12 protein-coding genes are annotated in these 13,125 nt (G+C 28.5%); 9 read left to right on the top strand and 3 right to left on the bottom strand.

What is annotated here, in order from left to right; all coding sequences use genetic code 11:
• Positions 1-288 precede the first annotated feature (288 nt).
• Genes L988_RS00610 through L988_RS00625 form a run of 4 tightly spaced genes read left to right on the top strand, consistent with a single transcriptional unit; the run spans position 289 to position 3,138 of the window.
• Positions 289-747: a tRNA (cytidine(34)-2'-O)-methyltransferase gene (locus L988_RS00610; RefSeq protein ID WP_047380517.1), complete on the top strand. Its 459-nt coding sequence runs from the start codon at positions 289-291 to the stop codon at positions 745-747.
• Between the two features lie 4 nt (positions 748-751).
• Complete coding sequence (locus L988_RS00615; protein WP_047380518.1) at positions 752-1,240, top strand: dihydrofolate reductase; 489 nt, start codon at positions 752-754, stop codon at positions 1,238-1,240.
• 55 nt (positions 1,241-1,295) lie between these two features.
• Entirely contained in the window at positions 1,296-2,546 is a 1,251-nt protein-coding gene (locus L988_RS00620; protein ID WP_047380520.1) for an OmpP1/FadL family transporter, read from the top strand.
• A gap of 16 nt (positions 2,547-2,562) precedes the next feature.
• Positions 2,563-3,138: a TetR/AcrR family transcriptional regulator gene (locus L988_RS00625; RefSeq protein WP_047380523.1), complete on the top strand. Its 576-nt coding sequence runs from the start codon at positions 2,563-2,565 to the stop codon at positions 3,136-3,138.
• A 25-nt stretch (positions 3,139-3,163) separates the two neighbouring features.
• Here the strand turns inward: L988_RS00625 and L988_RS00630 are convergent, their stop codons facing one another.
• The 3 genes from L988_RS00630 to L988_RS00640 all read right to left on the bottom strand — a co-directional run bounded on the left by L988_RS00630 (position 3,164) and on the right by L988_RS00640 (position 8,361).
• Positions 3,164-3,886: a hypothetical protein gene (locus L988_RS00630; RefSeq protein ID WP_047380525.1), complete on the bottom strand. Its 723-nt coding sequence runs from the start codon at positions 3,884-3,886 to the stop codon at positions 3,164-3,166.
• A 95-nt stretch (positions 3,887-3,981) separates the two neighbouring features.
• A complete protein-coding gene (gene recJ / locus L988_RS00635) occupies positions 3,982-6,498 on the bottom strand; it encodes a single-stranded-DNA-specific exonuclease RecJ (RefSeq protein ID WP_047380527.1) in 2,517 nt (838 codons plus the stop codon).
• 24 nt (positions 6,499-6,522) lie between these two features.
• The gene (locus L988_RS00640; RefSeq protein WP_047380529.1) at positions 6,523-8,361 is read right to left on the bottom strand and encodes a tetratricopeptide repeat protein; all 1,839 of its coding nucleotides are present in this window, start codon (positions 8,359-8,361) and stop codon (positions 6,523-6,525) included.
• 144 nt (positions 8,362-8,505) lie between these two features.
• Between L988_RS00640 and mutL the strand changes: the two genes are divergently transcribed.
• From mutL to L988_RS00665, 5 genes are read left to right on the top strand one after another with little or no spacing between them, the layout of a single operon-like run.
• Entirely contained in the window at positions 8,506-10,419 is a 1,914-nt protein-coding gene (gene mutL, locus L988_RS00645; RefSeq protein ID WP_047380531.1) for a DNA mismatch repair endonuclease MutL, read from the top strand.
• Complete coding sequence (gene rlmH / locus L988_RS00650; protein ID WP_047380532.1) at positions 10,416-10,883, top strand: 23S rRNA (pseudouridine(1915)-N(3))-methyltransferase RlmH; 468 nt, start codon at positions 10,416-10,418, stop codon at positions 10,881-10,883. Before mutL ends, rlmH begins: the two co-directional genes overlap by 4 nt.
• Before the next feature lie 51 nt (positions 10,884-10,934).
• Positions 10,935-11,276 (top strand): hypothetical protein, encoded by a 342-nt coding sequence (locus tag L988_RS00655; RefSeq protein ID WP_047380533.1) that lies wholly within the window; start codon positions 10,935-10,937, stop codon positions 11,274-11,276.
• A complete protein-coding gene (locus L988_RS00660) occupies positions 11,276-11,644 on the top strand; it encodes a DUF1934 family protein (RefSeq protein WP_047380535.1) in 369 nt (122 codons plus the stop codon). The genes L988_RS00655 and L988_RS00660 overlap by 1 nt, the downstream gene beginning before the upstream one ends.
• Before the next feature lie 52 nt (positions 11,645-11,696).
• A complete protein-coding gene (locus L988_RS00665) occupies positions 11,697-13,118 on the top strand; it encodes a M48 family metallopeptidase (RefSeq protein WP_047380537.1) in 1,422 nt (473 codons plus the stop codon).
• The last annotated feature ends 7 nt before the right edge of the window (positions 13,119-13,125 follow it).

The following is a 13,125-nucleotide window of genomic DNA, read 5'->3' on the forward strand; positions in this document are numbered from 1 at the left end:
TTATTTTCATAACTTCTGACTATTTTCTCTATTCGGTTGTTAATGTCCTTTTCGTTCTTCATCTGCGGTGTTTCCCGCTGACAAAAATTATAGTACCATAAATTTTAAACTTCGTCAACAACTTTTTTGTTTTTTATTTTAACTTCTCCACAATTTCCAGTTTTAATTTTAGATTTAACTTATTTTTTCGTTTTACTACAATAATAATATAAAAAAATCTTTTTTTGTTTTATAAAAAAATTTATGTTAAAATTGGTATTAGAATTACATCAACTTAAGGAGGATTTTATGAATATAGTACTAATGGAACCAGAAATTCCTTACAATACAGGAAACATTGGAAGAAGCTGTGTTCTTACAAACACTACACTTCATCTTATAAAACCTTTAGGGTTTTCTTTAGATGAAAAACAAATCAAAAGATCAGGTCTTGACTATTGGGATATGATAGACTTAAAAGTCTGGGAAAACTACGAAGAACTAAGAGCGGCATATCCTGATTCAAATTTTTATTTTGCTACAACAAAGACAACACAAAAATATTCTGATGTTAAGTATGCACCTAATGACTTCATCGTATTCGGACCAGAATCTAGAGGAATTCCTGCGGAAATCAGAGAAGCAAATGCAGAAACATGTATCACAATTCCAATGATAAAGATGGGAAGATCATTAAATCTTTCAAACTCGGCTGCTATTGTTCTTTATGAAGCTCTTAGACAAAATGACTTTGATTTAGGAGAATAGGCTTATGATTTCACTTATAGTTGCAATGGATAAAAATAACCTTATCGGGTATAACAACTATATCCCTTGGAATATCCCAGAAGATTTAAAACTCTTTAAAGAGATTACAACAAACAACATTGTAATTATGGGAAGAAAAACTTTTGAATCCATAGGAAAAGCTCTTCCTGACAGAATTAATATTGTTTTAACAAACAACACAAACTTGACTTCTAACAATATAGAAGTTTTTAATTCTCCAGATAAAGCTTTAGAAAAAGCCAAACATCTACAAACACAATTAAATAAAAAAATATTCGTTATCGGCGGAAAATCAATATACGAATATTTTTTTCCTCAAGTTGAGGAGTTACATATATCTCATATAAAAGGAGACTATAGTGGGGATACTCATTTCCCAGAGATAGATCTTTCGACTTTTACCTTAATCAAACAAATCGAATTCAACAATTTCGTATATTGTCACTATTTAAAAAACACTTGTAATTTTTAAAAACGTATGTTATATTACACTAGTAATTTTGAAAAACTAGGGAGGATTATATATAATGAACAGATTTAAATTATCACTATTAGCACTAATTGCTAGTCTAAGTGTTTCTACAATGGGAGCATCGATAGATCATATACAAAACTACTCAGCTGAGTACGGAGCTAACCCTGCACAACAAGGAGCTATAAACGTTGGATCTACAGTTTACTTTAACCCTGCTGGTCTTATGAGATTAGAAAACGGAACTTATTTCGTAGGGGGAGTTCAGTACGCTTTCGGGGATCAAAATATGCAGCAAGATGGTAGAGACTTCTCAACTAACTTGTCTTCTCCAATTCCAAACTTCGCTTTATATAAGAAAACAGATGATGGAGCATACTTCTGGACAGTTGGTGGAGTAGGTGGAGGAGCTACTCTTGAGTATAAGGATAGTATTCCACTTAGCGTTGCTGGGATTGATTTCAATCAATTCTTAAGCAACACTAATGTTGAAGGTTCTAATATGTACGCTCAAACTACTTTAGGGAAAGCGTATAACTTAACTGATAAATGGTCAGCCTCAGTTGCTCTAAGAGGAGTTTATGGAAAAAGAACTTTAAAAGCTAAGTCCACTCTAAATAATCATCTACTTATTATGAAACCTGGAGATGCTTCTATAGACTCCGAGAGAACTGCCGCTGGAATTGGAGCTCAATTCGGTTTAAACTATGCACCTAACGATAGATTAAATGTTGGATTTAGATACGATACAAAAGTAAAACTTAATTTCAAAACAGAATCTGATATTAGTGATAGCACTAAAATTAAACCTGATGGTTTTGGACTATCTGATGCACTACTTGGATTATACCCAGTTTATAAAGATGGACAAAAAATAAGAAGAGACTTACCTGCTTTAGCTGCTTTAGGAGCATCTTATAAAGTAACTGATCAATGGACAACATTCATCGGTGGTAACTACTACTTCAACGAATCAGCTACTATGGATAGAATCGGAAAAACTTCAACTGACTACGATAACGGATGGGAAATCTCTGTAGGTTCTGAGTACTGGTTCACAAACCAATTCGCTTGGTTAGTTGGATTCAACTACGCTGACACTGGAGCACCAGATAAGAGTTTTGCTGCAACTGAATACGCACTTGATTCAACAATGGTTGGTACTGGAGTTAAATACAGACCAAACGAAACTATGGAATGGACAGTAGCATTTAACCACTACTTCTACGACACAAGAACTGTTGAAAATATAAAATACGAAAAAGAAATATCTAGTATAGGTATTAACTTTGTAAAAAAATTCTAATTTTTTAGGAGGCCTTATGCCAAAAAAAGCCATTTTTAAAAGAGAACAAATACATGCAAAAGCTTTTGAAATGTTTGTTAAATACGGTTTAGATGAAATAACAGCAAGAAATTTAGCTAAAGCTTTACATTGCTCACCAGCACCTATCTATAGCTGTTACACATCTATGGATGAGCTTAAATTAGAGCTTATCGAAAAAGCAAAAAACATATTTATGGAATATGTTATGAAACCTGAAACAGATATGGTTTTCCTTAATAGCGGTATCGGACTTTGCACTTTTGCAAGAGAAGAGAAACAATTATTCAAATCTATATTTTTAAGAGATAACTCTTATGCTAATCTATTAAAAAAATTCAGAGACTTAATGAAAGTTGAAATGGAGAAAGATGAAAGATTTAATAATCTTCCCACTGAATTTAAAAATGATTTATTTTTAGATTGCTGGTTATTCGGACATGGTTTAGCTACTCTAATTGCTACAGACTACTTTGAAAATCCAACAAACGAATTTATCAAAGATAAACTTTTAAACAGTGCTGCTCTTATGCTTTATAAGAGATTAGATGATTTTAGAGCAAACAACAAATAGTATTAAATAATAAAAAAGAGACAAATCACATTGTCTCTTTTTTTTCACCATTTTTTTCTAAAACTTCACTCTCTAAAAATTCATTTTTCTCAATTTTCAAAGAATATTTCGTTCCTAATCCAAATATAATAGTTAATATAGAAGTTATAAATATATATGTAAATACAATGTAGTAAAATACGCCTTGAGCTAAATACATCGATAAAGTCACTAAGACTCCAAATATAAAATCTATAAAACCATCTAATATCAATATTCTTTTTATAACAACTAAAGTCTTGTTATGGTTGATTCCATCGTCTTCATATATTTTTGTCACTATATGACTTATTCCTCTAAACATTAAAAAGGTTCCTATGTAAAATATAATAAGATAGCCTCTAAGTTCAACCTTCGAAGCAATAACCTTTTCAATAGCCAAACTAACCTCATCAATTAAGTTCTTCTCGGCTACAAGCAATCTCTCAGACAGTAGAATCCATCCTGAGAAAACTTCGATTATACCCCAAAAGAAAATCTCACCCCAATGAAATTCTCTTTCTCCTATTCCAGAAAAGGAGTATATTAAATTTCCAATTCCTGTCATCAAAAATAAAAATCCCAAAACTTTCACAATATCATCTAAAAATATTCCATTTCCTAATATTACAATCGCTGTATAAATTAAAAATAACACTCCTATTATAACATGATAAAACCATTGCTCTCTCAAAGAAACCCTTATTTTAGCTGTCATTTCTTTATACATTATCTCACCGCCATTTTTAAGTTAAAGTATCCTAAGAATTTTATACTTAAAAGTAACAACTTTTCCTCTTTATACAGTTATCCTTACCACAACATTTAGAATATAACTTTTATATCTTCTGTTGCGAAATATTTCATTCCATTTTTTATCTCGTGAATAGCTTTTATTTTCTCACCTTGGGATAATTTTTTACTAAAAATTTTTTCAAAGCCTGAAAGCTCTCTTTCGTCGACAATTTTTATATTATCTAATATTTTATAGCTATCTTCTATATAATCATATCCATCATACTTTACCTTATTTTTTCCAATTATCAAATCATACTCTTCTCCGGTTTTTAATGCTTCACCTATATAGATATAATAATCCCCCCCTTCCTTTCTTTCCTCTTTATCTCTAACCACACACACTTTTTTCCCTGTCATTCTATTGTATAACTCTATTGTCTTTATGACTGTTTCTATTCCTCTTCCTATCTCGCAATTTACAACAACTTTTTTCTTCTCTTTAAATACAGTTCTAAGAATTCTCTTTTGTAAAGAGTTATATTCTAAATCTCCAATTAAAAATGTTTTTATATCCCTAAATAAACTTCCTGCTTCAATAGCTAGACTTTTGAACTCTTCATTTTTCTCTATTAAAATATGCACATTATAATTTTCTTCTTTTTTTATAATTTTTTCAACTTTAACATTAAAAGTATATCCATAATAGTCCTTCATTTTTTTTAATAAAACTTTTGTTTGATTATCTAAAAATCCAACACTATTTTTTCCGCTATTAATAGAAACATCCTCATTTATAAATGTAATATTTAATCTCTCATTTTCAACATCTCTTCTTGTATAAAATATCGATTTTATAGGAAACTTTAAATTGTATAAAGTTTGATATTCCGAGTAATTATTTAAAGTTTTTATCGAAGGTTTTATATCCTCTATAAAGATTTTATATTGATATTTGTCCTTATAAGTTTCCATTTTTAATTTAAAAGCTACGTCAATCTCTTGGTTATTTAAAATTGTTTCTAACATATCTTCACTGTTAAACCAAACACAATTTTTTATTTCTACTCCATCTTTTATTAAATCCATCATCAAATGATTTTTTTCTTTTCCTATCGCTCTAAAATTTGAATACTTACAATTTCTTATCGAAAACAAAGGTGAAGCATTTCCAAATCCATATGGTTCTAATAACGATAATTTATCCATTAAATCAAAAGATATCTTAATCATCGAAAGTTCACAATCTATTTTTATAGGTTTTTTCGTATCTTCATTGCTTAAATTTTCAAAAGCATACTTATCTATTCTTTCTGAAAACTCCTCTATATTTTCAATTGGAATTGAAAAACCTGCAGCTCCAGCATGCCCGCCATACTTAACAAACAACTCTCTCATAGAATTTAAAGCTTCTATCATATTAAATGCCTCTATACTCCTACACGAAGCTGTCGCTATTCCCTCTTCAGGTTTTATCTCCATTATAACTGTTGGCTTATAGTATCTATCTAATATCTTCGATGCCACAATCCCTATTACCCCATGATGAAATTTCTCTTCCGCAACAACAATTACACTCTTTTCATCCAATTTTTTTTCCTCTATTTTTTCAATAGCCTTTTTTAAAATATCTTCTTGTATCTCTTTTCTTTCACTATTCTTATTTATCAACTCATATATTAGATTATCACAAACCACATGTGAATCGCTTACAAATAGTTCTACAGCCATCTTTGCATCTTCTAATCTTCCTGCAGCATTAAAAATTGGTGCGATTATAAAACCTACATCATATGTATCAAATTTCTTATCCATCGGATTTTCATACAACCTTTTCATAAGCATATTTAACCCTTGCCACTTACTACTTTTTAATAACTCTAATCCCCTCTTAACCAAAAGCCTATTCTGACCTTTTAATGGCACGATATCAGCTATAGTTCCAATAGCAACTATATCTAAATATTTATATATATCGTTCTTTTTCCCTAATTCTTTATACAAAGCTAAAAGAAGCATAAAAGCTGTACCAACACCTGCAAAATATTTATAATCGCTTTTATTATTCTCTCTCTTGGGATTTATAACTGCGTATGCTGATGGTAAAACATTATTTATCTCATGATGATCCGTTATTATCATATCCATTCCCAGCATATTGGAATGACTAACCTCGTCAATTGAAGATATCCCACAATCTACTGTTATTATTAAATTTCCTCCCTCTCCTGCTATGTATGTCAAAGCATCCTTATTCAAACCATACCCCTCATCTCTCAAGGGAATATAATATCTCACATCTATCCCTATCTCTTTTAATGCTAAATAGCACAAAGAGGTAGAAGTTATTCCATCAACATCATAATCTCCATATATCCAAACACTCTGCTTTTTGTCTCTGGCCTCTAATATTCTTTGAACTCCCTTATCAACATCCACTAACTCACTAGGATTCATAAGATTTTCTAGAGTTCCATCTATAAAAAAATTTATTTCATCTTTTGATATGACTCCTCTATTGTAAAGTATCTGTTCTATATCTCTATCTAATACTATATCTTCTTTTTTGAATTCTTCAGATTTATATATCCATTTTGTATTTCTCATTTTGCCGTCCTTTTAATTTTATTATTAATTGTATATAGCACTATAAAAAGCATATGTATAAACAATTTCCTCTATCTCTCTTTGGAATTTTTCATCTGTTATTGTCTCCAATTTAAGATCTCCATCTAATTCAAAGTTTAAAGTTTTGACCACTTTTTCACCATATAAATACTCTATTAAGGTTTTTAAAATCATTCCATTATTTTTTTCATATACATTTTTTAAGTTCCTAGTTCCCTCTTCTATATTCTTGGCTGAATCAAAATATTCCTCTTCTCTTCCTTTTATTAACTCTTCTGGAATTCCCATCAAACCAACTTTTCCAAACTGAATGCTTTCTTTATCAAATCCACTTTGAGTATACATAACTGTATATATCAACGATTGAGGAAGTATATAATTTCTTCTTGCTTTTTCAACATCTTTTCTATAATATTTTGGATAAATATAGTGCAGTAAATTTTTATATCTATAAAATTCCCTTTTATATTCAGACACTTTATCAAAGGCTTCTTTATAAAATTCACTATCTACAAAGCTATTTATTATTGTTATTTTATCTTGAACGCTTTCCGAATCTAAATCAAAATTACTACTTTGAACTGCTACCTCCAAAAGTTCTGATCTACCCAACTTTCCAATTTCAGTTAATGCATTTTTTAAAACTTCCTCTTTATAAGTATTTTTTATTTCAAAATCATTTAACGAGTTCAAATAACTCCTTACAACATAATTACTTGTAAAGAAAATATTATAGTTTGCTAACTCCCATGGGTTTTCAATTTTCTTATTCAATTTATTATAAACCATATAATACAATCCCATTTTTGGATTCTGTGGATACAACTCTTTAAATTTGTTGTAGTCAGCTATAAATCTCTTTTTATTTTGTAATTTTATGTATATATCTAAAAGTAAACTATCTATACTTTCATCTCTTTTAGTCGTCTTTTCAAGTGTATCTTTAGCCTTTTTATAATCCTCTAATTGATAATATATTCTTGCTATTCTGAAAAGTGCTCTATCTTTCAATCTTAAATCTTTTATCACTCCATAGTTATATATAGCTCTTGGAAAATCTTTACTCTGCTCAAAAGCTATCCCTCTGTAAAAACTCAATCTCATCTCGTCACTATTTACATCTGTTGTTAACTCTATAACTTTTTTATTCTCTTCTAATCTCAACAAGCTCTGAATATAAATTTGCTTTCTATCATAATTCAATTCTTCAAAACTTCCCACTTTATCTAAAACAGCTATTACACTCTTGTATTTTCGTTTTTGATAAAAATAATCACTTAATTTGTTAAGTTCATCCACACTCATCTCATTTAAAGATTCAAAATTATTGTCATATTTAACTTCATATATTTTTTTATATTTTTCATTTGTTTTCTCTAATATTTTTAACGCCTTTTTTTCATAAGGTTCTAATTGTGGATCGTAATAATCTAAAACTAATCTCTTAAAATATTCATTGGATTTTTCTAAATCATTTTTTTTAAGATAAATCTCACCAGAAAAATAATCACGTCTATATTGAAAATAGTTCGATTTTTTTACCTCTTGCTTCACATATTTCTCAGGAACATAAACGGCTCTTGAAAAATATAAAAGTGCATCATCTAGTCTCCCCATATCCATATAATTTTTTGCAATATAAAATTTAGCATAATTGCTTCTTAATGGATATGAATATGGAAAATTTTTTTGATAAATTTCATAAAAAAACAAACTGTTTTTATAATCTCTTTTGTCATTAGCTTCTAAACCTTTATTAAAGAATATATAATCATCAACATTGTATGAAAAACTTTTAATTCCAAGGGTCATTAGCAATATTATAATTTGTAAATATCTCATTTTTCACTCCTTATAAGTACTTTATATTTTATTATATCATATAATTTTTACTAAAAAATTTATATTTTATAAAAAAAATAGTTGAAATTATTTTAAATCTGTATAATAATAAATAATGTTATAATTTTTGTGGGAGGTGATATTTTGGGAATTATTAAAATTTTAGACGAGTCTCTTTCGAATATGATTGCTGCCGGTGAAGTTGTTGAAAATCCAGCAAGTTTAATCAAAGAACTTCTAGAGAACTCACTTGATGCAGATAGTAAATATGTTAAAATAGATGTAAAAAAAGGTGGGAAAGATATTAAATTTACCGATGATGGTAAAGGAATGTCTAGAGAAGATCTTCTTCTTTGTATTGAAAGACATGCTACTAGTAAAATCGCTTCTAAAGAGGACCTTTTTAATTTAAATACTTATGGTTTTAGAGGGGAAGCTCTTTCTTCTATTGCCGCTGTTTCCAAAATGATTATTTCAACAAAAAGAAAAGATGATTCCATTGGTTATTCAATCAATGTTTCGGGTGGAAAAATAACAAATCTAAAAGAAATTCAAAAAAGTTCTGGCACTGAAATAGAGATTAAGGATTTATTCTTTAATACTCCTGCAAGATTAAAATTCTTAAGAAAAGATATGACTGAAAATACCAAAATAAAGGAAATTGTTTTACAAGAGGCGATTGCAAATCCAAGTGTTTCTATTATACTTTGTATTGATGGCAAAGAAAGCATTCGTACAAGTGGTAACGGAATAGAAAACACCCTTATTGAACTTTTTGGAGTTTCTGTGCTTAAGAATTTAAAAAATGTTGAATTTGGTTATGTTGGTAACCTTTCTTTAACTAGATCTACTAAAGATTTTATTTTCACCTTTGTTAATAGTAGACCTGTTAAATCTAAAATTATAGAGGAAGCTTTAATTGATGCCTACTATACTCACCTTATGAAAGGGAAATACCCATTCGCTATAATTAATTTAAAGGTTGATCCTAAATCTATCGATGTTAATGTTCATCCTTCAAAAAAAATTATTAAGTTTTCAGATGAAAATAAAATTTATCATGAAATTTACTCTGTTGTTAATTCAGCTTTAAATATTAACAAAGATTTTACTACTCCAATTTTGGAAGTAAAAAAGCAAACTGTTGATTTTGATGAGCTCGATATTAATGAAGTGAAAAATTTAAATAATCAAAAAAATTCTTTTGAAAATTTTGAAATTAATGATATAAAAAGAATGGAAGATGTAAAAGAGGAAAATAAAATTTCTTTTGAAGAAAATAATATGTTTTCTAAAAAGAAAGAAGTTTCTAGTTTTGAATTGCCAAGTAAATTTTCTCCTATTAAAACAGAAGGAAAACCATTGGCTCTTACAATAGAATCTTTAGATAACTATGCTGAAAAAGAAGTCAAAAATATAACTTCTTCGAATTCTATAGATTCTATAGAAAATAAAGTTTCGAATATTAAAGAGGATGTTTCAAAAACACCTTTAAAAAATATACGAATCATAGGACAATTTTCAAATTCTTTTATCTTAGTTGAAGAGGATGGCGATTTAATTATTTATGATCAACATATTGTTCACGAAAGAATTCTCTACGAGCAGCTTAAAAGCGAGTATAGTCAACATAAGATTTCTTCACAAACCTTACTCGTTCCTATAAAAGTTTCTTTAACTTTAAAACAGATTGAACTTCTAAAAGAAAGAATTAACTTTTTTGAAGATTTTGGCTTTGAAATAGATCAATTTAATGATTTAGATTTTTTAATTAGATCTGTCCCTTCTTTGAAAAGTAAAGATTCTTTTGAAAATATTTTTTTCGAAGTATTAGAAGGATTAAATAAGGTTAACTCAAAAAATGAAGTTATCGAAAGTATGATTATTTCTATGTCTTGTAGAAGCGCTATTAAAGCTAACGAAAAACTAACTATTTCCGAAATGGAAAAACTTATATTAGATCTTCATAAGATAGGTCGGTTCACTTGTCCTCATGGAAGACCAATAACATTTAAAATAAACCTATTAGATATGGAGAAAGGATTCAAAAGAAAATGAATATAAATATTATTTGTGTTGGAAAAATTAAAGAAAAATATATTTTAGATGGAATTCAAGAATTTGCTAAAAGACTTCAAGCATTTGGTAAATTAAAAGTTTTTGAATTAAAAGAAGATGGTAACGATTCTAATCGAAATATCTCTATTGAAAAGGAATCAAAAGCAATTTTAGAAACTTTAGAAAAAAATAAAGGTTTTAAAATTCTCTTAGATATCAGTGGAAAGAATTTTTCATCGGAAGAAATGGCATCGCATATCGAAAAAATTGGAGTTAATGGTGATAACACTATCAACTTTATAATCGGTGGTTCTTATGGCGTTTCTGACGAAATTAGAAAAGCTGCAGATTTAAGACTTAGCTTTTCTAAAATGACTTTCCCGCATCAATTAATGAGATTAATATTAATTGAGCAAATTTATAGATGGTTTAGTATAATAAAAAATACTAAATATCATAAGTAGTTTTTAATTTTATTTTTTTATTTTATTTTTATAAATTATTAGGAGGAAACAATGTATTCGCAAGGAGAAACTTTTTATCACATCATCGATGACGAGGAGTTTGAAATAACAGTCTTAGAAAATCTTATTATTAGAGATAAGGAATACCTTATAACTGAGGATTCTGACGGAACTAACTATATATTCTTATATGACGAGGATGAGGATGATCTAATTGCTGTTGATGACTCAAACGAAATAAACTCTGTTTTAGATTTCTGGAAAGAAGAATATTTAGGAGCAGACAATATCGGTGATTGGGATGATGACGAATATTACGACCGTGAAGATTCTTATGATCACGATGATTATTATGATATGGGATATGACGACGATGAAAAGGACTACTATTAATGGCTAAAATAATAATTAATAGCACTGATTCTTTCGGTGAAAAAATCTCCCAAAAAATGATTGCTCAAAAAGTAGTTTCAGACGAAACTACTGCTTTCACTTATGATAATAAGTATGGAAAAGGTGAAATAAGAATGTCCCCTTATCTTACCGAGATTTTTAAGTTTGGTGAAATCGAAAGTACTCTTATCATAAAACCTGATTCAAAAACTGATTTTATTTATAATACTCCATATTTAAAAAAGAACTTTACAGTTTTTTGTAAAAAATATGTTTATTCTGAAAATAAGTTGACAATTGCCTATGTTATATATGATAATGGTATAGAGATAAACCAATTAGAGATTGAAATAATTGAGGTACAATAAAAGCTAGAATAGAGCAATCTCTTTGCTCTATTTTTTATTAAAGGAGGGGTAAATGAAAAAAATATTTTTAATTTCTACAACAGCGTTAGTTCTTTTTAGTTGTACAAATCTTCAAACACAACTTCCAAAGCAAACTCAAGTTGTTGTTCCTAGTGTTAAAAATCCAGTTTTACCACAGGACAATTTTTTCCTGAATGAATCTGGTGTAACTTATTTATTTGATTTAACACAAAGAGACTTATCTAGTAGCGCTATTCGTGAGTATCTACCTTCTCAAGTTTTAGCACCTATGGAAGTTTATGCAGGTGAAACACTAATTATTAATAACATTAATGCTGATAGAGTGAAAATGATTTCCTCTCCTATTAAAAGTGATTATACTTTTAATATCAGTAATAACTCTTTAAATTTCAACAGTTTATACCAAGGTGAATATGTAGCTGAAATTTATAGAGGTTTCACATATATTGGTACTGTTAAGATAAAAAATAAATTGAAATATAATTTTACTGAGAAAGATAATTATGATATAATTTTAAACAGCTACAATAATAAAAATTTAGATTTATTGGTAAAAAGTGCCCAACTATATCTTGCTGCATTCCCTACGAACAGCAGACAGAAAGATGTTGCATTTATGGTACTAGACCTAAGCTCTACAAGTGAAAATAAAGTTTTAATTAATAAAGAGATTAGATATTTAAAAGAAAACTTTTCACTTAATGAGGAAGAAAATATAAAGCTTCTTGCTTTCGAAGAAAAAGCTAGTTCTGGAAGCTTTGTTATTAACAATTACTATTTAGATTACAATAGAAATAATTTAAAACTAAATACTGAAGTAATGAGAGCTATTAAAGAAAAAAATAGTGCAACATTAGATGAACTTCAATTTTTAGAAAAATTCTATAGCGACTCTCAAAGTCAAGAATTGGCCTTTTTAATTGGTTCATTATATACAAAAAATGGGGATAATGATAAAGGAAACTACTATCTAAGCTTAGGTGGTACTTCTTCTGCAACAACTACAGATACCCCTACATTTATAACTTCACCATCAGAACCTTCTAGCTCTTTAATTGATCAGAAAAGAGATGAAAATGTAACTATTATCTCTCCATCTTCTGACTCATCTAAAGATATAACAAATGGAATAGAGGCTCTTAATCGAAGAAGTTATAATGAAGCATTAATATTCTTTAATAAAGCAGAAAATACATCTACAAATATCTCTGAACTTAACTTCTATCGTGGAAAAACATATTTCTCGATGAATAATTTTGACAAAGCTCTTATTGACTTTGAAAAAATAACAACTCCTGATGAAAATACATCTGAGCTTTACTATTATTTAGGAGTTATTTATCATAGAAAAGGTGATATTGAAAAAGCTAAAGATTACTTAAGAAAGTCTAGAGAAAATAACCCTAGCAGTACTTGGGGTAGAAAAAGTAGCATATATTTATTGAAACTATAAATTTTAA

This window comes from Cetobacterium sp. ZWU0022, assembly GCF_000800875.1.
In the GTDB taxonomy this organism is placed as follows: Bacteria; Fusobacteriota; Fusobacteriia; order Fusobacteriales; family Fusobacteriaceae; genus Cetobacterium_A.